The sequence below is a fragment of the Streptomyces sp. CB09001 genome (genome assembly GCF_003369795.1).
Lineage (GTDB): Bacteria > Actinomycetota > Actinomycetes > Streptomycetales > Streptomycetaceae > Streptomyces.
Genome location: NZ_CP026730.1, coordinates 7,372,354 through 7,398,660, shown reverse-complemented (window position 1 = coordinate 7,398,660; position 26,307 = coordinate 7,372,354). Strand labels below are relative to the sequence as shown.

General features: G+C 72.7%; 23 protein-coding genes and 2 pseudogenes. 14 read left to right on the top strand and 11 right to left on the bottom strand.

The features are described 5' to 3' along the window. Nucleotides 1-3: 3 nt before the first annotated feature. Nucleotides 4-1,125, bottom strand: a complete 1,122-nt coding sequence (locus C4J65_RS33995) for an ABC transporter substrate-binding protein (RefSeq protein ID WP_115745903.1) — start codon at nt 1,123-1,125, stop codon at nt 4-6. Between the two features lie 68 nt (nt 1,126-1,193). Between C4J65_RS33995 and C4J65_RS33990 the strand changes: the two genes are divergently transcribed. Both C4J65_RS33990 and C4J65_RS33985 read left to right on the top strand, forming a co-directional pair. Further along, nucleotides 1,194-2,000, top strand: a complete 807-nt coding sequence (locus C4J65_RS33990) for a DUF4111 domain-containing protein (protein WP_115745902.1) — start codon at nt 1,194-1,196, stop codon at nt 1,998-2,000. Between the two features lie 53 nt (nt 2,001-2,053). Then, entirely contained in the window at nt 2,054-3,475 is a 1,422-nt protein-coding gene (locus C4J65_RS33985) for a M1 family metallopeptidase (protein ID WP_115745901.1), read from the top strand. A 7-nt stretch (nt 3,476-3,482) separates the two neighbouring features. On the opposite strand, the gene C4J65_RS33980 is transcribed toward C4J65_RS33985, so the two are convergent. After that, nucleotides 3,483-4,349: an endonuclease/exonuclease/phosphatase family protein gene (locus C4J65_RS33980; protein ID WP_162833484.1), complete on the bottom strand. Its 867-nt coding sequence runs from the start codon at nt 4,347-4,349 to the stop codon at nt 3,483-3,485. A 70-nt stretch (nt 4,350-4,419) separates the two neighbouring features. After that, nucleotides 4,420-5,160 (bottom strand): hypothetical protein, encoded by a 741-nt coding sequence (locus C4J65_RS33975; RefSeq protein WP_240330578.1) that lies wholly within the window; start codon nt 5,158-5,160, stop codon nt 4,420-4,422. 64 nt (nt 5,161-5,224) lie between these two features. On the opposite strand from C4J65_RS33975, the gene C4J65_RS33970 reads away from it, so the two are divergent. Beyond that, nucleotides 5,225-6,163 carry a LysR family transcriptional regulator gene (locus tag C4J65_RS33970; protein WP_115745899.1) on the top strand — a complete coding sequence of 313 codons (939 nt, stop codon included), beginning with the start codon at nt 5,225-5,227 and terminating at the stop codon, nt 6,161-6,163. Nucleotides 6,164-6,218: 55 nt separating this feature from the next. On the opposite strand, the pseudogene C4J65_RS33965 reads toward C4J65_RS33970, so the two are convergent. Continuing rightward, a pseudogene (locus tag C4J65_RS33965) lies at nt 6,219-6,350 on the bottom strand (TetR family transcriptional regulator); the annotation flags it as partial. Here C4J65_RS33965 and C4J65_RS33960 point away from each other — a divergent pair. Further along, a pseudogene (locus C4J65_RS33960) lies at nt 6,336-7,628 on the top strand (amidase); the annotation flags it as partial. The pseudogenes C4J65_RS33965 and C4J65_RS33960 overlap by 15 nt on opposite strands. Before the next feature lie 47 nt (nt 7,629-7,675). On the opposite strand, the gene C4J65_RS33955 reads toward C4J65_RS33960, so the two are convergent. Next, nucleotides 7,676-8,437: a hypothetical protein gene (locus C4J65_RS33955; protein ID WP_115745898.1), complete on the bottom strand. Its 762-nt coding sequence runs from the start codon at nt 8,435-8,437 to the stop codon at nt 7,676-7,678. 327 nt (nt 8,438-8,764) lie between these two features. Here C4J65_RS33955 and C4J65_RS33950 point away from each other — a divergent pair, with 327 nt between their 5' ends. Then, nucleotides 8,765-9,979 carry an alanine--tRNA ligase-related protein gene (locus C4J65_RS33950; protein WP_115745897.1) on the top strand — a complete coding sequence of 405 codons (1,215 nt, stop codon included), beginning with the start codon at nt 8,765-8,767 and terminating at the stop codon, nt 9,977-9,979. Nucleotides 9,980-9,986: 7 nt separating this feature from the next. Here the strand turns inward: C4J65_RS33950 and C4J65_RS33945 are convergent, their stop codons facing one another. Further along, the gene (locus C4J65_RS33945; RefSeq protein ID WP_115745896.1) at nt 9,987-10,925 is read right to left on the bottom strand and encodes a MurR/RpiR family transcriptional regulator; all 939 of its coding nucleotides are present in this window, start codon (nt 10,923-10,925) and stop codon (nt 9,987-9,989) included. A gap of 207 nt (nt 10,926-11,132) precedes the next feature. On the opposite strand from C4J65_RS33945, the gene C4J65_RS33935 reads away from it, so the two are divergent. Genes C4J65_RS33935 through C4J65_RS33925 form a run of 3 tightly spaced genes read left to right on the top strand, consistent with a single transcriptional unit; the run spans nt 11,133 to nt 14,917 of the window. Then, entirely contained in the window at nt 11,133-12,122 is a 990-nt protein-coding gene (locus C4J65_RS33935; RefSeq protein ID WP_240330577.1) for a BadF/BadG/BcrA/BcrD ATPase family protein, read from the top strand. A gap of 8 nt (nt 12,123-12,130) precedes the next feature. After that, nucleotides 12,131-13,702 (top strand): sodium:solute symporter, encoded by a 1,572-nt coding sequence (locus C4J65_RS33930; RefSeq protein ID WP_115745893.1) that lies wholly within the window; start codon nt 12,131-12,133, stop codon nt 13,700-13,702. A gap of 39 nt (nt 13,703-13,741) precedes the next feature. Then, nucleotides 13,742-14,917 (top strand): anhydro-N-acetylmuramic acid kinase, encoded by a 1,176-nt coding sequence (locus C4J65_RS33925; protein ID WP_115745892.1) that lies wholly within the window; start codon nt 13,742-13,744, stop codon nt 14,915-14,917. A 24-nt stretch (nt 14,918-14,941) separates the two neighbouring features. Here the strand turns inward: C4J65_RS33925 and mgrA are convergent, their stop codons facing one another. The 3 genes from mgrA to C4J65_RS33910 form a co-directional block, all read right to left on the bottom strand. After that, nucleotides 14,942-15,988 carry an L-glyceraldehyde 3-phosphate reductase gene (mgrA, locus tag C4J65_RS33920; protein ID WP_115745891.1) on the bottom strand — a complete coding sequence of 349 codons (1,047 nt, stop codon included), beginning with the start codon at nt 15,986-15,988 and terminating at the stop codon, nt 14,942-14,944. Between the two features lie 120 nt (nt 15,989-16,108). Beyond that, a complete protein-coding gene (locus C4J65_RS33915) occupies nt 16,109-16,483 on the bottom strand; it encodes a darcynin family protein (RefSeq protein WP_115745890.1) in 375 nt (124 codons plus the stop codon). Between the two features lie 77 nt (nt 16,484-16,560). Beyond that, nucleotides 16,561-17,454 carry an NAD(P)H-binding protein gene (locus tag C4J65_RS33910; RefSeq protein ID WP_115745889.1) on the bottom strand — a complete coding sequence of 298 codons (894 nt, stop codon included), beginning with the start codon at nt 17,452-17,454 and terminating at the stop codon, nt 16,561-16,563. 112 nt (nt 17,455-17,566) lie between these two features. On the opposite strand from C4J65_RS33910, the gene C4J65_RS33905 reads away from it, so the two are divergent. The 4 genes from C4J65_RS33905 (at nt 17,567) to C4J65_RS33890 (ending at nt 22,578) form a co-directional block, all read left to right on the top strand. Continuing rightward, complete coding sequence (locus tag C4J65_RS33905) at nt 17,567-18,529, top strand: LysR family transcriptional regulator (protein WP_115745888.1); 963 nt, start codon at nt 17,567-17,569, stop codon at nt 18,527-18,529. Nucleotides 18,530-18,977: 448 nt separating this feature from the next. Beyond that, complete coding sequence (locus C4J65_RS33900; RefSeq protein ID WP_115745887.1) at nt 18,978-20,498, top strand: catalase; 1,521 nt, start codon at nt 18,978-18,980, stop codon at nt 20,496-20,498. A gap of 264 nt (nt 20,499-20,762) precedes the next feature. After that, nucleotides 20,763-21,512, top strand: a complete 750-nt coding sequence (locus tag C4J65_RS33895; RefSeq protein ID WP_205351112.1) for a hypothetical protein — start codon at nt 20,763-20,765, stop codon at nt 21,510-21,512. Nucleotides 21,513-21,657: 145 nt separating this feature from the next. Beyond that, a complete protein-coding gene (locus tag C4J65_RS33890) occupies nt 21,658-22,578 on the top strand; it encodes an SDR family oxidoreductase (RefSeq protein ID WP_115745885.1) in 921 nt (306 codons plus the stop codon). A 51-nt stretch (nt 22,579-22,629) separates the two neighbouring features. Here C4J65_RS33890 and C4J65_RS33885 read toward each other — a convergent pair whose 3' ends face one another. Continuing rightward, complete coding sequence (locus C4J65_RS33885; RefSeq protein WP_205351183.1) at nt 22,630-23,919, bottom strand: phosphatase PAP2 family protein; 1,290 nt, start codon at nt 23,917-23,919, stop codon at nt 22,630-22,632. A 196-nt stretch (nt 23,920-24,115) separates the two neighbouring features. Continuing rightward, complete coding sequence (locus C4J65_RS33880; protein ID WP_115745883.1) at nt 24,116-25,189, bottom strand: alkene reductase; 1,074 nt, start codon at nt 25,187-25,189, stop codon at nt 24,116-24,118. 116 nt (nt 25,190-25,305) lie between these two features. Between C4J65_RS33880 and C4J65_RS33875 the strand changes: the two genes are divergently transcribed. Further along, a complete protein-coding gene (locus C4J65_RS33875; protein WP_162833483.1) occupies nt 25,306-25,671 on the top strand; it encodes a MerR family transcriptional regulator in 366 nt (121 codons plus the stop codon). A gap of 60 nt (nt 25,672-25,731) precedes the next feature. Then, the gene (locus C4J65_RS33870; RefSeq protein WP_115745881.1) at nt 25,732-26,304 is read left to right on the top strand and encodes a TetR/AcrR family transcriptional regulator; all 573 of its coding nucleotides are present in this window, start codon (nt 25,732-25,734) and stop codon (nt 26,302-26,304) included. The last annotated feature ends 3 nt before the right edge of the window (nt 26,305-26,307 follow it).

Genomic DNA, 26,307 nt, shown 5'->3' with positions numbered 1-26,307 from the left:
ACGTCAGCCGGTGTGCAGGACCCGCAGGCGGCCGGGTTCCGCCGGATCCCGGTCGACGACCTGGACCGGTGCCCAGGCCCATTGCCACACGCCGATGCCCGGCGTCCGGGAGAACCGGATCCGCCCCCGGGTTCCCTCGACCGGGACGCTCGCCCAGGACTCGGCGGTCCACGCCCGGTCCGGGCCGTGCGAACGCAGCACGTCGGCGAGGACCGCCACCGTGTCGTAGCCCTCGAAGGCGACGAAGGAGGGCGCTTCGGCCAGCCGCTCGCGCAGCGCCGTCGCGACCCGTGCGCCCAGCGGGCCCAGGTGCTCGGGCAGGTAGCGCAGGAAGGGAACCGCGGCGCCGTCCGCGCCCAGCGACGTCGCCCATCCGGTGAACTCCGGCTGCCCGGCCGGGGCACCGATCATGATCCCGGCCAGGCGCGGGTCGCGGCGCACGGACCGGACGATCGGCACCGCCGGCTCGGGGTGACCGACCAGCAGGAGGAGAGCGGTCGCCTGCCGGTCGACGAGCGTGTCGCACACCGACGCGGCGGTCGACTCGCGCGCGTCGAGTTCGACGACGGTGCCGCCGTGCGGCGCGAGGTGGTCCCGCAGGATGCGGGTGCCGCACGCCCAGTAGACGCTGCTCGGGTCGGCGGCCACGGCCATGCGGCGGTGGCCCTCCGCGAGGAGGAAGTCCCCGTAGATCCGCCAGCCGTGGGACTGCGCCGGGGCGAGGCGCGCGACCCACGGCGTCGGCTGTTCGGTGAGTGCGTCGAGCACGGCCGACGCGCACAGGAACGGCACGCCCAGGGCGTCGGCCCTCGCGGCAGCGGCACGAGCGACGACGCTGTGGTACTCCCCCGCCAGCGCGGCCACGCCGAGCCCGGCCAGTTCCTCCACGGCCGCCGCGGCCCGGTCGGGATCGGCCGCGGTGTCCCGCACCACCAGTTCCAGCGGTCTGCCCAGGATGCCGCCGGCGTCGTTGACTTCGCGTACGGCCAGTTCCATTCCGGCGAGCAGGTGCCGGCCCGCCTCGTCCCAGCCCGGCCGGGTCAGCGGCGCGAGAGCGCCGATCCGGACGTGCCCGTTCGTCTCGTCCCGCCCCGGCAGAGGCTCTTGGGTGACCATGACGGTCATTGCATCCACCACCGGCGCCGACGGCAACCGATTATGCGTTGCGCGAGCCCCTGGTTACGTTGGCCGGCATGTCGCTGCCGCCGGAAGTCCACCGGACCACGTCCGCGTTCCTGTCCGCGATCGACGCGTCCGCGCCGGGACTGGTCCAGGGGCTGTACCTGTGCGGCTCACTCGGTTTCGGCGAGTTCTTCCCCGAACGCAGTGACGTCGACTTCGTGAGCGTGCTGGCCGAGCGCCCGGGCCGGGCCGCGCTGGCGGCGCTGGCCGCGGCACACGAGACCGTGCGCCGGGAGCAGCCCCGCCCCTTCTTCGACGGTTTCCACGCGGTGCGCGAGGACCTGGCCGGACCACCGGAGCGCTGCCCCGACCTGCCCTGCACCCGGATGGGGGCCTACGAGGAGGCCGGGCGGTTCGGCATCAACCCCGTCACCTGGCACGAACTGGCCCGGCACGGCGTGACGGTCCGCGGCCCGGCGCTCACCGAGTCCGAGGTGTACGTCGACGACGCCGCGCTGCGCGCCTTCAGCCACGACAACCTGTCGAGCTACTGGTCGCACGTGCACCGGGAGTTGGCCGGGAGTCCGGCGGAGGCTGCCCAGCCGGACGCCGTGGAGTGGTGCGTGCTCGGCGTCAGCCGCCTGCATCACCTGCTCGCGACCGGTTCCCTCACCTCCAAGAGCGGCGCGGGCCGCTACGCCCTGACCGCCTTCGACGCGCGCTGGCACCCGATCGTCCTGGAGGCCCTGCGGGTGCGCGAGTCCACCGGCACGCCGTCCGCCTACGACGGGGCCCCCGAACGCCGGGCCGACGACACGATCGCGTTCACCGCCATGGCCATCGGAGCCGGTCTCGCGTACGGCGCCCGGCGGGGCTGAGGATTCGGCGAAGTCGGGGCAGCCGGCGGGGAGTTGTGGCAGCATGCGCTGTCATGTCGCCGCTTGGCACGTCCCTGCCCACCCCGTGGTCGCACCGGACCGGTCGCCGTCTGTTCGTGGTGCTGCTCGTGCTGCTCCTGGCGGTGGGCGCGCCGGCGGGCGAGGCCGGCGCGGCAGCCGGGGCAGCCGGGTCCGCGGCGACACCCGATCGCGCCCGCTACGACGTGGACCTGCGCTCCGACGCCGACGGCGGCCACTGGACGGGGCGGCAGCGGGTGTCCTTCCGGAACGCGTCCGCCCGGCCACTGCGTGCGGTGTACCTGCGCCTGTGGGGCAACGGCGAGGACGGATGCGGCACGTCCGCCGGGCCCGGTGTGCCCGGCGTGCCCTCCCCCGTCGTCGTGTCGGGTCTGCGCGGTGGCACGGCGGACCCGCTCACGGTGAACTGTACGGCTCTGCGCATCGCCCTGCCGAAGCCCCTCGCGCACGGGAAGCGGGCGTCCGTCGCCTTCGACGTCTCCATCACGGTGCCCGACCGCAATGCCCGCTTCGGCCGCGAGGGCGCCTTCCGCTTCCTCGGCAACGCACTGCCGGTGCTCGCCGTGCACGACGCCGAGGGGTGGCACCTCGATCCGTACGTGGCCGTCGGCGAGAGCTTCTACGCCCTCGCCGGTGACTTCCGGGTCCGCCTCGACCACCCGTCGGACATGGCGGTGCCCGCGACGGGCCGCACCAGGACCCGCCCGGGAGTCCCGGGGCGTTCGGTGACCCTCAGCCTCGCGGAGCGCGTGCGGGACTTCGCGTGGGCCGCGGGGCCCTTCCGCACGGCGGCCCAGACCACGCCCGGGGGTGTGCGTGTGAAGTCCTTCTGGGCGCCCGGCACCGCCGCCGCGGGCGTCCGCCTCAGCCGCGCCGAGGCCGTCGCGGCCGTCGACCGGTTCGGCCGCGAGTTCGGCCACTACCCCTACGGCGAGATCGATCTCGTGATGACCAGCGGGTTCGGCGGCGGTATGGAGTATCCCGGCCTCGTCCTCCTCGGCACCACCGAGGAGGGCAGCGCCGTCGTCCACGAGCTGGCGCACCAGTGGTGGTACGGCATCGTCGGCAACGACGAGTACGCCTCGCCGTGGCTGGACGAGAGCTTCGCCCAGTACGCCAACTTCCGCTTCTACGGCCTGGAGACCCGCGACTGCTGGTCGGACGTCTACTGGCCCGACGACGGCACCGAACTGACCGCCTCCATGGACTACTGGTCCGGGCACCGCGGCGAGTACCACGTCGTCTACACGGCCGGGCCCTGCGCGCTGGCCGACCTGGAACGCACCCTCGGCGCCGACACCATGGCGCGGCTCCTCAAGCGCTACGCCCACGACCACTGGTACGGCGTCTCGACCACCGAGGACTTCAAGCGCGCCGCACAGGCCGTGACGGAGACGGACCTCGGCCCCTTCTGGGAGAGCCACCGCATCCGGTGACGGGGCCTCAGGTGACGTCCACGTCGGCGTAGAGCATGTCGTGGTCCGAGTGCGCCGTGCGGACCACGCGGTGCTCGCGCGGGGCGACGCCGCGCAGGAAGACGTAGTCGAACTTGCTCTGCCAGTCCGTGGTCGGCTCGCAGGTGCCGACGGGCGCGGGGTGGCACTGCGGGTCGGTGTCCGTGGCCAGGGACCACATGGGGTCGAGTTCGCCGGCTTCCGGCACGGCGTTGAAGTCGCCGACGACTATGGCGCGTTCGTGCCGGGCGACTTCCTTGGCGAGTACGCGGACCTGGTCCGTCCTGAACTCCTCCTGACGCCGTTGGGCGAGGTGCGTGTTGAACACCCGGACGGGCCGGCCGCCGACCTCGGTGGTGACGGCGAGGTACCCGCGGTCCTCGGATCCGCCGTCGGGGTACTCGACGTTGACCGCGTCCGTGATCGGTGCCGCCGACAGGATGGCCTGGCCGAAGCCCCCGGGATTCCACGGCGCTCCCCCGCAGCGGCCCCAGTTCTGCAGGACCGACCCGTGTGCGACGTGGTAGACCAGCCCGTGGAAGGCCTCCAGGTAGTCCCGGATCCTGTCGACGTCACGTGCGCAGGCTTCCTGCATGCCGATGACCTGGGGCGCGTGCGCGGCCATCTCCGCGGCCCGGTCGAGGTTGCTCGCGTCGCACGGGTTGCACAGGTTCCACGTCATGACCCGGTCGGGTACGACGTCCTTGACGGCTTCGACGGGCAGCGACCTGCCGGACAGGGCACCGCCGGGGGCGCTGGGCCCCACCAGTGCCACGCAGGCCAGCGCCAGCGCGCAGACGAGCAATCGCGAGCCGCCCCATTTGAGCACCGCCGCCTCCTCGGTGTGGACACACATGGCAACCGCCGTTCCCACGGACGAGGTTATGGCACCGAGGGGCGCGCCCCGGCACCGCCCGGCGCGCACCTCATGCGGCGTCGAGGCTTCGGCCCTTCGGCATGTCGGGGAGCCGCCAGTCACCGCCCCGGTCGGTCTTCGAGTGACGCGCGACGAGATCGGGGACGCGCAGTCGGCAGGCGAGAGCCGTGACCGCGTGGAGGGCGTCGACGGCCAGCCGGCTGCCGGGCATGTCCAGGCGCAGGAGGCGCGGTTTCACCTCGGCCTGGATCTCGTCCACGAAGGGCCGCAGCACGGTGTCGTAGTTGGCCAGGGCGGTGGGCAGGTCGTGGCCGTGCCGGTTGAGCTCGCCGACCAGGACCACGCGGCCCTTGGACCAGGTGTCCGTACGCACCTGAACGACCTCCTGGGAGTAGAAGATCTTTGTCCGTTCCATGCCGTCGAGGAACCGCGCGGTCTGCCATCCCGCGTCGCGGAACCGGTCGGCCCAGAAACGCCGTTGGCGTTCGACCGGTTCCCGGTGGACGGCCGAGGCCTGCGCGGACCGTTCCCGCAGCACGAAGTAGACCTGGGTCTCCGTCGGGTTGTGGCTCCTGCGCATGATCATCCGGCCGCCGGGCGCGTGGTAGGTGTCCCGGACGTTGCTGTCCGACGCGATGCGCGGGACGAACCAGTAGGCCTGGACGTGCCGCCGATGGACCACGAGTCCGCCTTCGAGGCCGGTCTGGCCCTCATCCTCGAAGGACTGGAACAGCAGGTGAGGCGCGCGCAGGACCCGGCCCGGACCGGCCGGGACCGCTGATCGTCCCACCCTGGTCAGCACGGAGCGCACGCGTGAGCCACAACCATCGGTTGGGCAGCCCTATGCTCACCCCATGGATACCGAGGCGGTGCGATCGTTCGTCCGCGCGGCCGAGCTGGGACAGCTGCGGCACGCTGCCGACGAGCTGGGCGTGACGCAGCAGGCCGTGTCGAAACGGATCGCGGCCCTGGAGCGCGCACTGGACGTCCGGCTGTTCACCCGCACCGCCCGAGGGGTCGAGCTGACGCTCGACGGGCAGGCTTTCCTGCCGCACGCCCGGAACCTCGTCGAGAACGTCGACCGCGCCGTCACCGCCATCCGACGCGGCTCGCGGGCGCTGCGGATCGACGTCCTGGGCCTGCGGTCCGCGCAGGCCGTCGTCCTGCACGACTACTGGCGCTCACATCCCGGAACCGCGCTCGACGTGGTGACGCTGAAGGTCGACGACCCGCGTCTGGCGGTGGCCGCCGTACAGGCGGGCGACGTGGACGCCTCCTTCCGCTCGGTCACCGACCCGGCCGCGCTGCCGCCCGAGGTGCGGATGATCCACGCGTTCCACTCCCCGCTGGAACTCGTCGTCGGCCCGAGACACCCGCTCGCCTCCGCACGCACCGTGGCACCGGCCCGGCTGCGCGGGCACCGGATCTGGGTGCCCGGTATCGCGCCGGGCAGCGAATGGGCCGATTTCTACGATCAGCTCATCACCGGGTTCGGCCTCCGTGTGGACGCCGCGGGCCCGAACTTCGGCAACGAGGTGCTCCTCGACATCCTCGCCGACTCCGACGACGTGGCCACCCTCGTGGGCTCGCGCGACCGGTACGTCTGGCCGACCGGCCACGATCTGCGCCGCATCCCGATCGCGGGTCCGACGCTCGCCTACCCGCTCTCGCTCCTGGTCCCCCGGGAGAATCCACACCCGGGACTCCGGGCGGTCGTCGCCCACTTCGCGAACCTGGCCCCGCTGCCCGAGGACACCTGGCTGCCCTCCTGGGCGACGGGCCCGCCGGAGTAGCGCCCACCACCCGGAAGCCCGCGGCACCGGTGTGGTCCGGCCCGATCCCGTTCCGCTACTGGTCCACGATCGCCTCGACGATGCGCATCAACCGCTCCCCCGCCCGGTCGACGCTTCCGTTCTGTGTGCTGACCTGCGCCCCTTCGAGGACGAAGGTGATCTGGGCCGCGACCTGTTCGGGGTCCGGTTGATCAAGGACTTCGGGGTCGCCATGGCGGGCCGGCGCACGGAGATGGGCAGCCGTCTCGCGGCCGGGCACGTCGCCCGCTCCGACTCCTTCCTGATGCGACGCTTCCGCCGCGCGGGCCTTGTGACCCTCGGGCGTACCGCGACGCCGGAGCTGGCCTACAGCATCACCACGGAACCGGTGCTGTACGGCCCGACCCGCAATCCGTGGGACCTCCGGCGGGGGGCCGGTGGATCCAGCGGCGGCGCGGCCGCGGCCGTCGCGGCCGGAGCGGTCCCCCTCGCCCACGCGACCGATGCGGCCGGCTCGCTGCGCATCCCCGCCGCGTACAACGGTCTCTTCGGGCTGAAGCCCACCCGTGGCCGGGTCTCCATGGGCCCCGCGCTCGACGAGGGATTCAACGGGCTGGCCGTCCAGGGCAGCGTCAGCCGCACCGTACGGGACAGCGCGGCGCTGCTCGATCTGATACGCGGCCCGGAGCCGGGCGACCCCTACTTCGCCGAGCAGCCGTCCCGCCCCTACGCGGAGGAAGTCGCGCGCCCGCCGGGCTCGCTGCGGATCGGGGTCCTCGCCCGGGCCTGGGGCGGGCGCCCCACCGCCGGCCCGGTGGCAGAGGCGCTGGAGCGCACCGTGCGGCTGCTCGAATCCCTCGGACACCGCACGGAGGAGGTCACGGTCGACCTCGGTGCCGACTGGGAGGAGTTCGTGCTGGCCAACGCCCGTCTGTCGACCGCGAATCTCGCGGCCACGGTCGACGACCTGTCGGCAGCCCTCGGCCGCCCCCTCGACTCCTCGTCCCTCGAACCGGCGACGCTGGCCGCCCACCGTTACGGGCAACGGGTCAGCGGCCCCCAGTTCGTCACCGCCCTCGCGATCCGCAATCGCGTCGCCCGCGGCCTGGCGCGGTACTTCGGCACCCACGACCTGCTGCTCACCCCCACCCTGCCGGAGCTGCCCCCGCCGCTGGGCGCCTACGGCGAGGGCACGGAGGCGCTCGACGGCCTCGGCTGGATCGAACGGCTCAACGACCACTCCCCGTTCACCATGGCGTTCAACGTGGCGGGCACACCGGCCATGTCCGTGCCGGTGACCACCGACACCGGGACGGGACTTCCGATCGGCATGCAGTTCGCCGCCGGTTACGGACTCGAAGGGCTGCTCTTCCGCCTCGCCGGACAGCTCGAACAGGCACAGCCGTGGTCGGACCGCGTCCCTGCCGTGTGGGCGGGAGACCTTCCCGTTCCGCCAAGCCGGGCGGGCTCCGCCACGTCCCGGTAGTCGCCCAGGAAGTGCGGTGCGTCCATTTCGGAGGTGCGCCGGGGTGGTTACGAGGGCGGGTTCGACCGCGTGGTCCGTTGCCCGGGCCGGGTGGACGGGCGGTCTCGGCTCGCCCCTTCCTGCGGGGGCAGGAAGAGCAACCGGTCCGCGACCGCGTCCAGATGCCGCGGCGGCAGGTCCATGGTGACGGACAGGTCCTCGACGGAGGCGAAGCCACCGACCGCCGCCCGCATCCGCACGGCAGCCGCGGCCTGTTCGTCGGACAGGGTCAGGTGGCGGGCCAGGACGCCGGCGGGCACGTTGTTGACGTCGACGAGACCGCCGTCGGGAAACGCCCGGTCGGCCAGGTCGACACGGCCGATGCCCAGTTCGACCGCCTGTCGCGGGTCGACGGCGGCGATGTCCCGCGCGGTCTCCCGCGCCGCCCGCTCGTCGCGGTGCGCGGCGAGCAGGGCCCGCTGCCGGCTCTGCAGCGGGTACAGCAGCTCCGCGTCGGGGCGCTGCCACACCCGGGACCGGATGGCGAACGCGTGACCGGTCCCGACGAGGATGTTGAAGAACATGGCGGCGCCGAACACGACCTCGTACGTGGCGGACACGTCCGGGTCGAAGGTGACGAACAGCGCGGCCGCCACACCGTAGGGCACGGTGGCCAGTGCCTGCGCCGGGCTCTTGGTGCGCACCGTCGCGTGGATCATCAGGGGCAGCGTGCCGAGTCCGAGGGTCAGGACGGGGATGAGCGCCCACAGCGAGGTGAGCAGCGTCCGGGTGAGAGGCTCTCGTCTGCTGAAGGGATGGAAGTCGGCCATGTGCTCCCCCGTATCCGTCGGCCCGCGCTGTCCCTACCAAGGTAGGGACTCCCGGACGGGGCGGCGCGGTTGCGGGAATATCCGGGTGCTCGCACGCGCCCGGAGCGTTATCTTCGTGCCATGAACGTCATCGGCAGGATCATCTTCGCGACCGCGCGAGCGACCAGCTCGCCGGTTGCCGCCGTCTGACCTTCCCCCTTTCCCACCGGCGACCGGAAACGGCCCGTCGGTGGTTCACGTGGCGCTCCGCCACCTTCGCCCAGATGCGAGGACCGCACGGTTCCGTTCTCCGGTGCGTCTCCCGCCTCTGAGCGAAGGATTCACCCCATGGACACCGAGCATGTCATCCGCACGTTCGTCGAGTACTACGAGGATCAGGGTCATCGCCGGATCACCGGCTCGACGCTGCTGCCCGAGCCGGGCGATCCGGTGCTGTTCACCAGCGCCGGCATGCATCCGCTCACCCCGTACCTGGAGGGCCGCCCCCACCCGCTGGGCCGGCGGCTGGTCAACGTACAGCGCTGTCTGCGCACCACGGACCTGGACGAGGTCGGGGACAGCACCCATCTGACGGTCTTCGAGATGCTCGGCACGTGGTCGCTGGGCGACTACGAGGGCTCGCGGAGCCTCGACTGGGCCCACCGGCTGCTCACCGAGGGTTTCGGGGTCGACCCGGGGCTGTTGCACGCCACCGTGTACGGGGGCGGTGAGCAGGTGGGGCCGGACACCGAGTCGCTGCGGCTGTGGCAGGAGCGCGGCGTTCCCGTGGAGCCGACGGTGGACGACAACTGGTGGTCCAACGGGCCGGTGGGCCCGTGCGGACCCGACTCGGAGATCTTCCTGTGGAGCGGTGACACCCCGCCCCGGTCCACGCCCACGGGCGACGACCGCTGGGTGGAGGTGTGGAACCACGTGATGATGCGCCACCGCCGGCTGGACGACGGCCGCCTCGTGCCGCTCGGGCGGCGCAACGTCGACACCGGCATGGGCCTGGAGCGCCTCGCCATGCTTCTGCAGGGCAGGTCGTCGGTGTTCGAGTGCGACGTCTTCGAGCCGTGGCGACGGCTGCTGCCCACGCTGTGGCCGCTGGACGAACCGTCGTTCCGGGTGGTCTGCGACCACCTCCGGTCGGCCGTCGTGGTCGTCGGCGACGGCGTCCGCCCGTCCAACACCGGCCAGGGATACGTGCTGCGGCGCCTGGTGCGGCGGCTGCTCACCGTGCTGTGGCTGGAGGATCCCTCGCGCGGGCTCGGTGACCTGCCGGACGAGTTGATCACGCACACCCTGGACCACTTCCGGCAGGACGGCGACCCCGGCCTCCCCGGCCTCGTGCGGCGGCTGCTGGTGGAGGAGGAGCGCCGGTTCCGGCGGCTCCTGGAACGCGGCCGGAACGTGCTCGCCCGGCCCCGCTTCCGGGGCCCGCTGGGAGAGGAGGACTTCCACTACCTCCATGACACCCACGGTCTGCCGCGAGAGCTGGTGACAGGCCTGCACGAGGGCGGGTATCCGGAAACGGGAGGCGTGGGGACCGTGCGGTCGTGACGTGCCGTCACCCGGTGCGGCGCGTGGGGCGCCGACGGCGCTGGACGGCTCCGTAGGTCTCTTCGAGGGCGGTGGTCGCCGCGTCGTAGGAGCGCTGGGCGACACCGACGAAGAGGCAGTCGACGACGGCCAGTTGGGCGATGCGGCTGACGGTCGCGCCGGAGCGGAACGGTGTTTCCCGCGCGCAGGTCGTCAGCACCAGGTCGGCAGCGGTCGCCAGTGTGGAGCCCGGGTCGTTGGTCAGGGCGATGGTGGTGGCTCCGCGCTCGGCCGCGGCCTGGAGGGGCTCGGTGGTGTCCTCGGTCTCCCCGGAGTGGGAGACGGCCAGGGCCACGTCGCCGGGTGCCAGCAGGGCCGTCGCGGTGAGCGCCGCGTGCCGGTCGCTCCAGATGAAGGCCATCCGGCCTATGCGGTGCAGCTTCTGGTGCAGGTCCTGGCCGACGAACGCGCTGGCGCCCACGCCGAAGATGTCGACCCTGCGGGCCTTGGCCACCGCGTCCACGGCCCGGCCCAGCGCGTCGACGTCGAGTGCGGCGCCCGATTCCTCCAGGGCCCGCACCTCGTTGTAGATGATCTTGTTGACTATGCGGTCCAGCGAGTCCGTCGGGCTGATGTCGGTGCCGCCCTGCGCCGCCCGCTCGCCGCCCAGGGCGTGCTCCCGGGCGGCGGCGGCCGCCAGGGCCAGGCGCAACTGGGGGTAGTTGCCCGTGCCGATGGTGCGGCAGAACCGCATCACGGTGGCCGCCGAGGTGCTCGCCCGCTTCGCCAGCGCATGGATGGACAGTTCCGCGACCTGTCCCGGGTCGGCGAGGACCGCGTCGGCCACCCGCCGTTCCGAGGGGGCCAGGGAGGGCCGGGCGGCGCGGACGCGCGTGAGGATGCCGGCGAGCGGGGCTGCGTCCTGGGCGGACGGCTCCGGCACGCGGGACGAGGACTGGCGGACCATGGCCCCTCCTGGATGTGGTGAGCACAGGGTAATGGGGTGACCCGAGGGGGTCAAAAAGTTACGCACTGAACAACATGACGTTACTTATTGACATCCGGAGGGCGGCGTTCCCATACTCGGACGGCGATCCGCACCGGTCACCGACGACCTGGTGGCTCTCGACGTGCCGGGTCACTCGGGCAAAGGGCAAGCCGTATGACTTCAGTAGTGGCGGTAGATCTCGGGAAGACCGGTTGCCGCGCCATGCTGTGGAACAGCGCCGACTCGTCACGGGCCGTCAGTTCCGTGGCGGGTGCTCCCGGTCTGGCGGCGCCCGACGGGGTGACCGCGGCGCGTGCCGCCGTGCGTGCCGCCGTCGAGCCGCTCCTTCGGGAGGCGGGCGGTGCCGGGCCGGAGTCCGTCCTGGTGGGCGCCGCCGGAGCGGCTTCGGCCCCCGCGGCGGCCCGGTCCCTGGTGGGTGCCCTGCTGGAGGACCTGCCCGTCCCGGAGGCGGCTGTCACCAGCGACGCGGTCACCGCCCACGCCGGCGCGCTCGGCGGCCGGGCGGGGGTGGTGCTGGCGATCGGCACCGGTGCGGTCGCGGTCGGTATCGGCGCCGACGGGACGTACGCACGCGTCGACGGGTGGGGCCCGCTGCTCGGCGACGACGGCAGCGGCGCCCGGATCGGCACGGCCGGACTGCGGGCGGCCCTGCGCGCCCACGACGGGCGAGGCCCGGACACCGTGCTGCTGCAGGCCGCCGTCGGCCTCTTCGGCGACCTCGAACGGCTGCCGGTGACGGTCGGACAGGGCGGCAATCCCGCCCGTACGGCCGCCACGTTCGCCCCCGAGGTGGCCCGGGCCGCCGACGCGGGGGACGCCGTGGCCGCGGCGATCGTCCGGGACGCCGCCGCCGACCTGGCCGAGACCGCGCTCGCGGCGGCCCGCCGGATCACCACGGGCCGCGGGCCGCTGCCCACGGCCGTCACCGGTGGGCTGGCCGGCCTCGGCCCGGCCCTGATGGCGCCGCTGACCGCCGCCCTCGCCGGTTCCGGACTCCCCGTGCGGCTCACGTCCGCGCTCGGCGACCCCCTGGACGGGGCCCGCCTGCTGGCGCTGGACCGCACGACCCCTCATGCCTCCCTCGTCGTCCGCGTCCGCCGGACGGCCGCCAACCCCCCTCTCCCCACGCCGGCGACCCCACCGGCCAGTGTCTAGGAGCAAGCGTGCGCCAGCTCGACCTCGTGGTGATCGTGGTCTATCTGATCGGGATCGCCTGGATCGGCCTGCGGAAGGCAGGCCGGCAGAAGTCGGCGAAGGACTACTTCGTCGGTGAAGGCCACATGCCGTGGTGGACGGTCTCCTTCTCCGTCGTCGCCACGGAGACCAGTGTGCTGACGGTGATCAGCGTCCCCGGCGGCGCCTACAGCGGCCAGGGATTCGGCAACGTCGAACTCGCCCTGGGCTACGTCGTCGGACGCGTCGTCGTGGCCACGGTGCTGATCCCCCTCTACAAGCGCGGCGGCTTCGTCAGCGCCTACCAGTACCTGGGCGACCGGTTCGGGCTGAAACTGCAGGGGCTCGCCTCGGTGACCTTCGTGTTCACCCGGCTCCTGGCCGAGGGCGTGCGGCTGTTCGCCTCCGCCATCCCGATCAAGCTGCTGCTCGACGAGTTCGGCGTGCACGCGAGCTACCGTGTGATCATCGTCGTGATCACGCTCATCACCGTGATCTACACGTACCTGGGCGGCATCAAGGCGGTCATCTGGACCGACGCCATCCAGATGGTCCTCTACCTCGGCGGCGCGGTCCTCGCCGTGGCGGTGCTCTCCGCCCACGTCGGCGGTGACGGCTACGCGCGTGCCCTGGACGCCGGCAAGTTCGCGCTCTTCGACACCGACTTCGACCTGGCCCACATCCTCACCAGTCCGTTCGCCCTGCCCACGGCCATCATCGGCGGCGCCATCTTCGCCATGGCCTCGCACGGCTCCGACCAGCTGATCGTCCAGCGTGTACTGGCGACGCGGACGCTGCGCGACGGCCAGAAGGCCATGATCGCCTCGGGTGTCTTCGTCACCGTCCAGTTCGCCGCCTTCTCCCTCGTCGGCGCGCTGCTGTGGTCGTACAACGAGGGCAGGTCGTTCGCGGAGCTGGGGCTGTCCAGCTCGGACAACCTCTACCCCGAGTTCATCCTGCACGGGCTGCCCGTGGTGGTCTCGGGCCTGCTCGTGGCCGGCATCCTGGGCGCCGCGATGGGATCGCTGTCCTCGGCGCTGAACTCCATGTCGAACTCGACCGTCGCCGACATCATCCACAGCTTCTTCCGCAGTACACCGTCCGAGGAGGCGCTGCTCAGGCTCGCCCGCTGGATGACGCTGGTGTGGGCGACGCTCATGGCCGTCTTCGCCTGCGCCTTCAGCGCGAGCACGGGCAATGTGTACCTGACCGGTCTGACCATCGCGGGCTACACCTACGGCGCGCTGCTCGGCGCCTTCCTGCTGGGACGGCTCGTCAAACGCGCCAACGAGGTCGACTCCGTCGTGGCCTTCCTGGTCACCATCGGGGTGATGACGTACATCGTGCGCGGGGTGAAGATCGACGTCACCACGGGCGGGACCACGGTGTCCCAGGCGATCGCGGCCCAGTGGCTGGTGCCGATCGGCGTGCTGATCACCCTGCTCGTCGGCGGTGTGCTGAGCCTGTTCCACCGGGCGCCGGAGTCCGACCGGGTCTCGGCGGTCGACGAGGAACCGGGCGCCGGACCCGACCGGTTGACCACGACGGCCGGCCGGAACTGATCCCGTACCGGCCCGCTCAACCCTTCGCAGGAGTGCATCGTGCGTGTGATCGGCCTGATGTCAGGCACGTCCTACGACGCCATCGAGGCGGCCGCCGCCGACCTCGAACTACAGGGTGAGGTCCTGGTGATGCGGCCGCTGGGCCACTTCTCCGCGCCCTACCCGGACGGGCTGCGCGACCTGATCGCGGGCAGTCTGCCGCCGGCGGCGGCGACGCTCCGGGACGTCGCCCGGCTCGACACCGGCGTCGGGCAGGCCTTCGCCGGCGTGGCCGTGCGGGCGGTGCGCGAGCTGTGCGGGGGCGCCGCCGACCTGGTGGTCTCGCACGGGCAGACGATGTACCACTGGGTGGAGGACGGCGCCGTGCGCGGCACCCTCCAGCTCGGCCAGCCCGCCTGGATCGCCGAGGCGACCGGTCTGCCCGTCGTGTCCGACCTGCGCGGCAGGGACGTCGCGGCCGGCGGTCAGGGGGCGCCGCTGGTGGCCATGACCGACGTCCTGGCCATGGCGGCGCTGCCCGGCGTCCCCGCCGCCCTCAACCTCGGCGGGATCGCCAACGTCACCGTCGTCGCCCCCGGCGCCGAGCCGCTGGCCTTCGACACCGGCCCGGCCAACGCGCTGATGGACGCCGCCGTACGGCACTTCACCGGCGGTGCGGCCGCCTACGACGAGGACGGGCGCCGGGCCGGGGCCGGCCGGGTCGATCCGGGGCTGCTGCGGGTGCTGCTGGACGACCCGTATTACGGCAGGCCCGCTCCGAAGAGCACCGGCAAGGAGCAGTTCCACCTGCCGTATCTGCTGCGGGCGCTCGCGGCGGCGCCCGTGGCGGAGCCCGACGACGTCCTGGCGACCCTGGCCCGGCTCACCGCCGTCACGGTGGCCGACGCCTGCCGAGCGCAGGGCGTGACGCGGCTCGTCGTGTCCGGCGGTGGCGCGCGCAACCCCGTGCTGATGGGCGTGATCGCCGAGGAGCTGCCCGGGGTGGCCCTCGGTTCCAGCGACGCGCTCGGGCTGCCGTCCGACGCCAAGGAGGCACTGGCCTTCGCCCTCCTGGGCTTCCTGACCGTCAACGGCCTGCCCGGCGCGATCCCCTCGGGGACGGGCGCCCGCCGGGCGTCGCTGCTCGGCAGCATCACACCCGGGCGGGAGCCCCTGCGGCTGCCCGAGCCGGCCGGCGAGCCGCCCCGGGTGCTGCGCATCGTCGGCGGGCCCTGAGCACTTCTGCGGACGGCGGACGCCTCAGCCGAGCTCGCCGGTGCGGGCCCGCCGCCACAGGTCGACGTCACCGTCGACGACCGCGTACTTGTCGATCTCGGCCAGTTCGTCATCGCCGAAGGACGGGTTGGCCAGGGCGGCCGCGTTCTCCTCCAGCTGCTCGGGGCGGGAGGCGCCGATCACCAGCGAGGTGACGCGCGGGTCGCGCAGCGCCCAGGCGAGCGCCATCTGCGCCAGGCTCTGGCCCCGGCGGGCGGCGATGTCGTTCAGGGCGCGCAGCCGCCGGACGGTGTCCTCGGTGAGCCAGCCGGTCGCGAAGGACTTGCCCTGGGTGGCGCGGGACCCCTCGGGCACGCCGTCGAGGTAGCGGCCGGTGAGCAGCCCCTGCGCCAGTGCGGTGAACCCGATGACGCCGAAGCCCTCGTCGGCGGCCGCGTCGAGGAGGCCCTCGGTCTCGATCCACCGGTTGAGCATGTTGTACGACGGCTGGTGGATGAGCAGGGGTGTGCCCAGGTCACGGAGGATCGCCGCGGCCTGTCGGGAGCGCTCGGCGTCGTAGGAGGAGATGCCGACGTAGAGCGCCTTGCCCTGCCGCACCGCCGTGTCCAGCGCCGTCATGGTCTCCTCCAGCGGGGTGGAGGCGTCCAGGCGGTGGGAGTAGAAGATGTCGACGTAGTCGAGACCCGTCCGCTTCAGGGACTGGTCGAGGGAGGCGAGCACGTACTTGCGGGAGCCGCCGCCCTGACCATAGGGGCCGGGCCACATGTCCCACCCGGCCTTGGTGGACACCACCAGCTCGTCCCGGTACGGCGCCAGGTCCTGCCGCAGGATCCGGCCGAAGTTGATCTCGGCGGACCCGTAGGGCGGACCGTAGTTGTTGGCGAGGTCGTGGTGGGTGATGCCGAGGTCGAAGGCGCGCAGGGCGATCCGCCGCTGGGTCTCGAACGGCTTGTCGTCGCCGAAGTTGTGCCAGTAGCCGAGGGAGAGCGCGGGCAGGTCGAGCCCGGAGCGTCCGGTGCGGCGGTACTGCATGGCGCCGTCGTAGCGGCTGGGGTCCGCGACGTGGTTCATGGGGTTCTCCGGTGGGGAAGCGGGTCGGGCGCCCCGTGCCCCGTGACCGTCCGGCCGCGGCGGCATCGCGGGCGCCGTCAGTTTCTCACCGTCGTCGGCGCCGTGATCCAGCTGGTCCGGTCAGGTGGCGATGGTGGTGACCGCGTCGACTCCGTAGGTGCGCGCGTAACCGTTCTCCGTGCCCACCAGGAGGTCGACGACCTCGAAGTACCGGTCCCAGAAGGGCGTCTCGCGCAGGGCGTCGACGAGGAGCTGGTAGGCGTGGTGGTCGTCGGCCTCCCAGACCCAGACGTCGGTGACGCGGGCGGAGTAGAACTCCGTGTCGTAGAAGCGTGACCGGACGCCGGCGGTCCTGGCCTCGACGACGGGGACGACCTCCGTGGTGAAGGCGTGTACCCGCTCGTCGACGGTCAGGGCGAGCCACTCGGGCGTGGTCTTGACGAGCATGAACGCGGTGACCGGGGTGTGGGCGGTGTGGGCCGTCTCTTCGGGCATGGTTGCTCCCTGTTTCCGGGTGAGGGTGGGGGCGGGGGTGGGTGAGGGCGAGGGTGGGTGAGGGCGAGGGTGGGGGTTCAGGACAGGACCACGGGCCTGAGGGTCCGGGCGACCCAGTCCTCGAAGGTGGTCGGGGTGGCCGTGTCCGGGGTTCGGGTGACGCCCGCGTCGAGGCCGTCGTCCTTGGCCCGCTTCATGTCGACGACGCCGTCCACGAACTCCTTGTCGAGGCCGTGGCCGACGAGGGTGGTGCGCAGATCGTCGAGCGTCTGGCGTTCGTAGCGGACGGGGCGGCCGAGCTGTTCGGTCATGATGCGGGCCAGGTCGTTGGGTGACAGGTCCCGCGGTCCGAGCACCGGGACGCTGCCGGTGCCGGTCCACGACCGGTCGAGCAGGAGGCCGGCGGCCACGGCGGCGATGTCGGCGACGGCCACGAGAGGGGCCTCGCGCTCGGCGTCGACGACGTCGGTGAAGCAGCCGCGCTCCCGGATCGAGCTGGCCTCCTCCAGGAGGTTCTCGAAGAACGACGGGTTGGCCAGGGCCCGGTAGGCGACGCCGGTTTCCGCGATGAGGTCGTCCACGGCGAGGGACGCGGTGACGAGCCCCGCGCGGCCCGCGACCGGGGTGCCGCGGCCGAGGGCGGAGACGCCGACGACATGGCCGACGCCGTGCGCGGCGAGCGCGTGCGCGGCGGGCCGGGTGAAGCCCCGGTAGGCGTCGTCCGGGGCGCGGGAGGAGTCCGGCGGGACGAGCCAGAAGACGGCGTCGGCGCCGTCGAAGGCCCGGTCGACGACGGCGGGGTCGCCGTGCGAGCCGGTGACCACCTCGACGCGCTCGCGCACCGGGTCGGCCAGGCGCGCGGGGTCGCGCACGATCACGCGCAGGTGCTCGCCCCGTGCGGGGGCGGACTCCAGGAGCAGGGGCAGTAGCCGGCGCCCGATGTTCCCGGTGGGGGCAGTGATGACGATCATGAAAACCTCGTGGGTCGTTCCGTTCGGGTACGCCCACATCCTGCGGAGCCGCGCGGTGTTGCCACAATGGGAACTTCAGCAAGGGGTTGTTGCCTGGAACGGAATAACACTGGTGAACAGCACAGATCCGATCGCGCCGGTCATCGACGCCAACCTCGCCGTGGCGCTCGACGCCCTGCTGGCGGAGCAGAGCGTCACCCGCGCCGCCGCCCGCTTGCGTACCTCCCCGGCGGCCATGAGCCGCACCCTCGGGCGCCTCCGCCGGATCCTCCAGGACCCCCTGCTGGTCCGGGCGGGGCAGACCATGGTGCCCACCCCGAGGGCGCTGGCCCTGCGGGACGAGGCCGCCACCGTCGTACGCCGGCTCGGCGCGCTGCTGACCCCGGCCACCGGCGTCGACCCGGCCACGCTGCGCAGCACCTTCAGCCTCCAGGCCGCCGACCTGGTCGGCGCGGCCCTCGCCGCCGGTCTGCTGACGCTGGCCGGGCAGGAGGCGCCCGGGATCTCGCTGCGGTTCCGGGCCGAGGAGTTGGAGGCCGGGCCGGCCCTGCGTGACGGCCGGGTGGACCTGGAGGTCGGGGCGATCGACCACGTGGATCCCGAGACGCGGGTCGAGGAGCTGGTCACCCTGCGGATGACGGCGGCCGTCCGGCCCGGCCACCCGCTCACCGAAGGGCCGCTGACCGCGGCGCGGTTCGCCGCCGCCGAGCACGTCGCGGTCAGCCGCCGCGGCCGGTTCGACGGTCCGGTCGACGCCGCCCTGGCCGAGCACGGCCTCAGCCGCCGGGTCGCCGTCGTCCTCCCGGGACATCTGGCGGCGCTGTCCCTCGCCGCCCGCACCGACGTCGTCGCGCTGGTGCCCGCCGCGCCGGACGAGGCCGGCTCCTCACCCAGTCCCCTCACCGAACAGGCCTCGGTCCTCGGACTGCGCCTCCTCGACGTCCCGCTGCCACTGCCGCCGGTGACCATCGGCATGGCCTGGCACCCCCGGCACACCGCCGACGGCGCGCACCACTGGCTGCGCGCCGCGGTCCGCCGGGTGCTGCGCGCCGAGCCGTCCGCCCGGCGCGGGTAGTCGGGGGCAACGGGCGGGACAGGGTGCCGATCCGTCTTCCCCACCGCCGCAGCCGCGCGCCGCCGCCCGCCCGGCACCCCCGCCCGCTCCGCTTGCGGGGGCCGGGCGGCGGCGGAGACTGATACGGACGACGGCACTCCGGAAGGCCTGGACGGATGGGTGAGCACGCGGTGCGTCCCGGCGCCGGGACGCGGCACGGCCGACGCGCCGACGCGCCGACGGGATCCGCCCCCTCCTCCCTCCTGCCCGGCCCGCCCCGGCACCCGCACCCGATTGGCGTGGGCGCTCCTGGGCACACGTGCCGCGGGAACCACGCGGGCCGGGGCCCCGGGCACGGTCCGGGCGTCGGCGGGACCGTTCTGCCGCGCAGGGCGAAGAGGGTCCCGTGCCCCGTGTTCGAGTCGCGCGGCTCCTGGGCGTCAGCCACTCCCCGACGAAAGGCAGTCTCATGACGGACACCCCGCCCGCCACCACCACGGACTCCGGCGCACCGGCGGAGAGCGACGAACACTCGCTCACCGCGGGCCCGGCGGGTCCGGTCCTCCTCCAGGACGCCTACCTCATCGAGCAGATGGCGCAGTTCAACCGGGAGCGTATCCCCGAGCGCCAGCCGCACGCGAAGGGCAGCGGCGCCTTCGGCCACTTCGAGGTGACGCACGACGTGAGTGCCTACACCAAGGCGGCCGTCTTCCAGCCGGGCACCCGGACCGACCTGGTCACCCGCTTCTCGACCGTCGCCGGCGAGCGCGGCAGCCCGGACACCTGGCGCGACCCGCGGGGCTTCGCGGTGAAGTTCTACACCAGCCAGGGCAACTACGACATGGTCGGCAACAACACGCCGGTGTTCTTCGTCAAGGACCCGATGAAGTTCCAGCACTTCATCCGGTCGCAGAAGCGCCGGGCGGACAGCAACCTGCGCGACCACGACATGCAGTGGGACTTCTGGACGCTCTCGCCGGAATCCGCGCACCAGGTCACCTGGCTCATGGGAGACCGCGGCATCCCGCGCACCTGGCGCCACATGAACGGCTACACCTCCCACACCTACATGTGGATCAACGCCTCGGGCGAGCGCTTCTGGGTGAAGTACCACTTCAAGACGGACCAGGGCATCGAGTACTTCACCCAGCACGAGGCCGACCAGATGGCGGCGGCCGACACCGACTACCACATGCGGGACCTCTTCGAGCACATCCGCGACGGCGACTTCCCGAGCTGGACGCTGCACGTGCAAGTCATGCCGTATGCGGACGCAGCGGGCTACCGGTTCAACCCGTTCGACCTGACGAAGGTGTGGCCGCACGGCGACTACCCCCTGATCCCGGTCGGCCGCATGACGCTGGACCGGAACCCGACGGACAACCACGCCGAGATCGAGCAGGCGGCCTTCCAGCCGAACAACCTGGTCCCCGGCATCGGCCCGAGCCCGGACCGCATGCTGCTGGCCCGGCTCTTCTCGTACGCCGACGCCCACCGCCACCGGATCGGCGCGAACTACCAGCAGCTTCCCGTGAACGCCCCGGTCGTCGACGTCCGCACCTACTCCAAGGACGGCGCGATGGCGTACCGGAAGACGACCGACCCGGTCTACGCGCCGAACTCCAAGGGCGGCCCGGCCGCCGACACCGGGCGCTTCGGCACACCGCCCAGCTGGGAGGCGGACGGGTCCATCACCCGGACGGCCTACGTCAGCCACGCCGAGGACGACGACTGGGGGCAACCGGGCACCCTGGTGCGCGAAGTGATGGACGACGCGGCCCGGGACCGGCTGGTGGACAACGTGGTGGACCACCTCCTCAACGAGGTGACGGAGCCCGTGCTCCAGCGGGCCTTCGAGTACTGGTCGAACATCGACACGACCATCGGCGAGCGCATCGCCAAGGGGGTGCGGGCGAAGGCGGGCGAGAAGGACTTCAAGGCCGCCGAGCAGCGCAATCCGGCCCGGCAGTCCATGCAGGACAAGGCCTGAGGTCCCCCGCGGTTCTCCGCTCCGGCGGGGCGTGCACCGGCCGGCGCACGCCCCGCTCCGCGTGACCGGCGAGTTCTCCGTCGCCGGCGCTTCCGCCGAGGTTGCGGCGCCGGCTCGTCGAAATGCGGGCTGTTAACATCCGGGGGTGCGTTGATCTGCGGTGCGGTGGCCTCGGCCGCCGCGGACGGAGTGACCGCCCTCTCGTCGACCGGACTTCGAGGGCGGCTCGTCATGTCTCCCGTCAAGCAGCCCGGAGGTCCGCACGTGTCCGCACCGCACCCGATGGCCTACGAGGCGTTCCTCGCGCACGCCACCGCCGACCCCGACGTCGTCGGTCTGGTCCTCAAGGGCTCCCACGCCCACGACGGCATGCCCACCCGGTACTCCGACCACGACGTATACGTCGTGGTCACCGACGAGGTGCGGACCGGCCCGGCCCGCCTCGACGGTTTCCGCTCCGCCCGGCTGGACGTGGTCGTCGTGACGGTGGCGGAATTCGACCGGCTGGGCGACTGGGAGCGCTACGCGGTCGCGCGGGCCCGGGTCCTGCTCGACCGGCTCGGCGGGCGCATCGCGAGGATGGTGGCCGCCAAGGGGCGGCTCGGCGCCGCGGAGGCCTCGCGGATCGCGGCCGCCCGGCTGGACGCCTACGCCAACTCTCACTACCGGTCGCTCAAGAACGCCCGGGACGGGCATCCGCTCGCCGCGCGGCTCGACGCGGCGGACAGTCTCGGCTTCCTGCTGGAGCTGCTGTTCGCCCTCGACCGGCGTCCGCGCCCCTACAACAAGTACCTGGAGTGGGAGCTGGACCGGTTCCCGCTTCCGGGGTGGGACGCGCGCGAACTCCTGGCCACGCTCGGACGGATCACCGGGGCCGGTGACACGGACGTGCAGCGAGAGCTGTTCGGCAGGGTCGAGGCCGCGGCGCGCGAGGCGGGACACGCGGCGACGCTGGACGCCTGGGGCGACGACCTCGCGCTGATGCGTCCCGCGCCGTCGCGGCGCATTCCCTGACGGCCAGGTATGACAGTCACTGACATCGCGTGTTACCTTCGATGACAGCGGCTGTCATCGAAGGTCCCGGTGCCGCGCTCGTCGCTCGTACCCGCGCTCGATCCCGGACGGGCAGTCGCCGCATACACATACCTGGAGGAATCTCATGCGTGTCTTCGTTACCGGCGCCTCCGGCTGGATCGGCTCAGCCGTCGTTCCCGAGCTCATCGGGGCCGGTCATCAGGTCGTGGGACTCGCCCGTTCGGACGCCTCGGCCGAGGCGCTCACCGCGGCCGGGGCCGACGTGGTCCGGGGCACCCTGGACGACCTCGACGTCCTGCGGCGGGCCGCCGCCGACTCGGACGGGGTCGTCCACCTGGCCTTCAAGCACGACATCGCGTTCTCGGGCGACTTCAAGGGCGCCGGCGAGGCCGACCGGCGGGCCGTCGAGGTGATCGGCGAGGCGCTCGCCGGGACCGACCGGCCGTTCACGATCGCGTCCGGGACGCCCGCGATTCCCGGGCACGTGGCTACCGAGCACGACGGCCACGACGCGGACCGGGCCGCGGCCGCCCGGGGCGACGCCCAGCACATCCGGGCCGTCACCGCCGAACTGACCCTCTCCCTCTCGGCCCGCGGTGTCCGCTCCTCCGTGGTACGGCTGGCGCCGACCAATCACGGCGAGGGGGACAACGGGTTCGTACCGGCGCTCATCGGGATCGCCCGCGGCAAGGGCGTCTCCGGGTACATCGGCGACGGCACCAACCGCTGGTCGGCCGCGCACCGTCTCGACTCCGCGCGCCTGTTCCGCCTCGCGCTGGAGAAGGCCCCCGCCGGCTCGACGCTGCACGCCGTCGCGGAGGAGGGCCTGCCGGTGCGGGACCTCGCCGAGGTGGTCGGCCGGCAGCTGGGCCTGCCGGTGGTGTCGGTCCCGGCCGCGGACGCGGAGGCCCACTTCGGGTGGCTGGCGGGCCCCCTCGCCGCCAACCGCGCGGCCTCCAGCGTCCTGACCCGCGAGCTGCTTGGGTGGGAGCCCGTCCAGCCCGGGCTCGTCGAGGACCTGGAGCAGGGCCACTACTTCAAGTAGCCCGGTCGCCTCCCGCGGCCCCGGTTGCCGCGAGGGGCCCCGGCCCGGGCATCAGACCAGCTCGGGCTGCGGTTCCGCGGGGCGCGGCGGTTCCGGCTGCCGCGCCGGCACGGCCTTCGCCTCCCAACGCCGGGTGGTCCGCAGGTACCCGAGGATCACGGACGCCATCGCGAGGAGAAGCAGCGGCCCGGCGGCCCCCGGGTGCTCGGCCATCTCCACCGGCAGGTACCGGTAGGACACCAGCAGCACCGCGAACACCGTCGTGCCGTACGCGACCAGCCGGACGGCGGCGCCGTCCCAGCCCCGCGCGAACGCGCGCATCGCGGCCTCGACCGTGAGCGCGAAGACCACGCCTGCGACGAGGTCGGCGCCGTAGTGGTAGCCGAAGCCCAGGGTCGCGGTGAGGGTGGCGACCAGCCAGAACGTGCCCGCGAACCGCATGCCCCGCGAGCCCCCGCGGGAGTGGACGAACAGCGTCGTGGCCCACGCCGTGTGCAGGCTGGGCATGCAGTTGCGCGGGGTGATGTCGTCGAACGGGATCGGGTGCGGCGCCCCGGTCGGCGGCAGCGTGTGCGGCCACAGGTTGGCCACCGCCCACTGGCCGCCGTCGGCGCCGTAGGCGAAGACCGGTCCGACGACCGGGAAGACCATGTAGACGGCGGGTCCGAGCAGACCGATGACGAGGAAGGTGCGCACGAGGTGGTGGCTCGGGAACCGGCGCTCGACCGCCACATGGCGCAACTGGTACAGCCCGACGAGGGCGGCGGCCAGCGGCAGCTGGCCGTAGACGAGGTGGAGGACGTGGCCGCCGACGGGCTCGGTGGCGTCGACGAACCGGCCGACCAGCCACGAGGGGTTGCCGAGCGCCTGGTCGGCGGTGGCCACGTACGGGTCGAGCACCGCTTTGCGCGTCTCCGAGGTGATGAGCAGCCAGGTGTCGCCCGTCTTGTGGCCGGCCACAAGGAGCAGCCCCAGCCCCACGCCCTTCAGCAGCAGGGCCCGCTCGCCGCCCTCGCGGCGCGTCACCGCGACCACCGCACAGCCCAGGACCACCCACAGGGCGCCGTTGCCGAAGTTCATGTCGGCGCCGGCCGCCCAGCGCACCAGCCAGAAGACGACGTCGATGCCGAGCGCGGCACCGGCCGCGACCAGGCGCTGCCGCCAGGTCAGCACCACCATCGTCAGGGCGAGGCCGGCGTACAGCAGCGGCCCCGAGGCGGGCGCGAAGACCACTTCTCGCGCCTGCTCGGTGATCGGGCCCCGCACGCCGTAGTGGCGCGCGGCGAATTCCAGCGCGACGAGGAAACCGAGGGTCACCACGCCGGCCGCGGCCCACAGCAGGGCCCGCGCCCGACGCAGCTCGGCGGACAGGGGGCCGCGGTCTCTTCGCGCGGATATTCGTGTCGGTAGGGTTTTCAATTGTTTGGCCCGTTTGCTAGGGGGTCGGACAAATAGGTAGCTCAAATAGGTCGCTCGTACGGATCGTCACGAGTTCGAACATGCTAACGGCACCACTGAGCCGGCCCCCGGACCCGTGTCAGGCCGTGTGCTGGTACGCCGGGTAGGTCAGGTAGCCCGCGTCACCTCCCTGGTAGTACGTGGCCTCGTCCACCGGCGCGACCGGCAGGCCCGTGCGCAGCCGCTCGACCAGATCGGGGTTGGCGATGAAGCCGCGGCCGAAGCTGATGAGGTCCGCCCCGAGCCCGAGCCAGTGGTCGGCGTCGTCGCGACCGGTCTGCTTGGGGCCCATCGGCAGCACCGGGTTCATGACGAGCGTGCCCGGCCACACGCGGCGCAGGGCGACCAGCAGGTCCTCGTCCGCGGTGGTTTCGATGTGGACGTAGGCGATCCCGAGGCGCGACAGCTCGGTCAGCAGCTCGGTGTAGAGGTCGAGCACGTCGGTCTCCTCGACGCCCCAGAACGTGCCCGCCGGGGAGAGGCGGATGCCGGTCCGGTCGGCGCCGACGGCCTCGACGGTCGCGGACACGGCCTCGACGGCGAAGCGGATCCGGTGGGCCACCGGACCGCCGTAGCGGTCGGTGCGCAGGTTCGCGTTCGAGGAGAGGAACTGCGAGATGAGGTAGCCGTTGGCACCGTGCAGCTCGACACCGTCGAAGCCGGCGTCGACGGCGCGGCGTGCTGCCTCGGCGTAGGACCGGGCCTGCTCCGGCACTTCGGCGGTCTCCAGGGCGCGCGGCATCGGCACGGGCTGCGGGCCGGTCGGGGTGAACACCTCCCCGACGGCCGGGACGGCCGAGGGACCGACCGGCACCATGCCCGTGGTGTCGGGGTGCGAGACGCGGCCGCCGTGCATGATCTGGGCGAAGATCCGTCCGCCGTTGGCGTGCACGGCGGCGGTGACGGGACGCCACGCGGCGACCTGCTCGTCGGTGTGCAGCCCGGGGGTCCCAGGGTTGGACTGACCGACCTCGTTCGGCTGCACTCCCTCGGAGACGATCAGTCCGGCGGTGGCGCGCTGGGCGTAGTACGTGGCCATCGACGGCGTGGCCAGGCCGCGTTCGGCGGCGCGCACCCTCGACATCGGCGCCATGACCATCCGGTTGGGCAGCGTCAGGTCGCCGAGCCGGAAACTGTCGAAGAGGGACGTCATGTCAGGACTCCTTCGTCGTCCGCGGGCCCGGATCTCGGGCACGACCGCTACGCTAGAACCTGACACTGACGTCAGAGGCAAGTATGTGTGCCGCAGATCACAGCGGGGAGCAGGTCATGCGTATCGGAGAAGTGGCGTCCCGGGCCGGGGTCAGCGTCCGGTCGGTGCGCTACTACGAGGACCAGGGACTGCTGGCGAGCACGCGCAGCGCCGGGGGCCAGCGCCAGTACACGGAGCACGAGGTCGAGCGGGTCAGGTTCCTCCAGCGGCTGTACGCCGCGGGCCTGTCCAGCCGGACCATCGCCGAACTGCTCCCCTGCGTGGACGCGCCCAGCGAGGCCCATTCCGACGCCGCGCTGGAGCGCATGGCGCAGGAGCGGGACCGGCTGACCGAGCACATCGCCGACCTCATCCGCACCAGGGACGCGCTCAACGCCCTGATGACGGCTGCCCGTGAATACCGGGACACCCAGTTTGCCTAAACATGTTAGGCAAGCTCATAATCTTCCCCGGTTGCCGGGTGAGCGATGCGGAGGACGGGTGTGGCTCGGGTAGGGCTGACGACCGAAGGTCTGATCAGGGCCGGGGCCGAGACGGCCGACGAGATCGGCTTCGAGCGCACCACGCCGACGGAGCTGGCCCGGCGGTTCGGCGTCCGCACCGCGAGCCTGTACTCGCACGTGCGGAACGCTCACGACCTCAAGACCGGGATCGCGCTGTTCGCCCTGGAGGAGCTGGCCGACCTGGCCTCCGAGGCGGTGGCCGGACGGGCCGGCAAGGACGCGCTGACCGCGTTCGCGAACGTCTACCGCGACTACGCCGTCGAACACCCGGGCCGCTTCGCCGCCACGCAGTTCCCCCTCGACGCGGAGGCGGCGGCCTCCAGTGCCGGAGTGCGGCACTCCCAGATGTCGCGGGCGATCCTGCGCGGTTACCGCCTGGCGGAACCGCACCAGACCCATGCGGTACGGCTGTTGGGCAGCGTCTTCAGCGGCTTCGTCGGTCTGGAGGCCTCGGGAGGCTTCAGCCACAGCGCCCCGGACTCGCAGGAGAGCTGGACGGAGATCCTCGACGCGCTGGACGTCCTGCTGCGGACCTGGCCGACCACGTCCTGACCC

What these genes read in the sequence shown, in the direction of transcription:
- C4J65_RS33995 (WP_115745903.1), bottom strand. Translation starts at nt 1,125, where the DNA reads ATGACCGTCATGGTCACCCAAGAGCCTCTGCCGGGGCGGGACGAGACG.
- C4J65_RS33990 (WP_115745902.1), top strand. Translation starts at nt 1,194, where the DNA reads ATGTCGCTGCCGCCGGAAGTCCACCGGACCACGTCCGCGTTCCTGTCC.
- C4J65_RS33985 (WP_115745901.1), top strand. Translation starts at nt 2,054, where the DNA reads ATGTCGCCGCTTGGCACGTCCCTGCCCACCCCGTGGTCGCACCGGACC.
- C4J65_RS33980 (WP_162833484.1), bottom strand. Translation starts at nt 4,349, where the DNA reads ATGTGTGTCCACACCGAGGAGGCGGCGGTGCTCAAATGGGGCGGCTCG.
- C4J65_RS33970 (WP_115745899.1), top strand. Translation starts at nt 5,225, where the DNA reads ATGGATACCGAGGCGGTGCGATCGTTCGTCCGCGCGGCCGAGCTGGGA.
- C4J65_RS33955 (WP_115745898.1), bottom strand. Translation starts at nt 8,437, where the DNA reads ATGGCCGACTTCCATCCCTTCAGCAGACGAGAGCCTCTCACCCGGACG.
- C4J65_RS33950 (WP_115745897.1), top strand. Translation starts at nt 8,765, where the DNA reads ATGGACACCGAGCATGTCATCCGCACGTTCGTCGAGTACTACGAGGAT.
- C4J65_RS33945 (WP_115745896.1), bottom strand. Translation starts at nt 10,925, where the DNA reads ATGGTCCGCCAGTCCTCGTCCCGCGTGCCGGAGCCGTCCGCCCAGGAC.
- mgrA (WP_115745891.1), bottom strand. Translation starts at nt 15,988, where the DNA reads ATGAACCACGTCGCGGACCCCAGCCGCTACGACGGCGCCATGCAGTAC.
- C4J65_RS33915 (WP_115745890.1), bottom strand. Translation starts at nt 16,483, where the DNA reads ATGCCCGAAGAGACGGCCCACACCGCCCACACCCCGGTCACCGCGTTC.
- C4J65_RS33910 (WP_115745889.1), bottom strand. Translation starts at nt 17,454, where the DNA reads ATGATCGTCATCACTGCCCCCACCGGGAACATCGGGCGCCGGCTACTG.
- C4J65_RS33900 (WP_115745887.1), top strand. Translation starts at nt 18,978, where the DNA reads ATGACGGACACCCCGCCCGCCACCACCACGGACTCCGGCGCACCGGCG.
- C4J65_RS33890 (WP_115745885.1), top strand. Translation starts at nt 21,658, where the DNA reads ATGCGTGTCTTCGTTACCGGCGCCTCCGGCTGGATCGGCTCAGCCGTC.
- C4J65_RS33880 (WP_115745883.1), bottom strand. Translation starts at nt 25,189, where the DNA reads ATGACGTCCCTCTTCGACAGTTTCCGGCTCGGCGACCTGACGCTGCCC.
- C4J65_RS33875 (WP_162833483.1), top strand. Translation starts at nt 25,306, where the DNA reads ATGCGTATCGGAGAAGTGGCGTCCCGGGCCGGGGTCAGCGTCCGGTCG.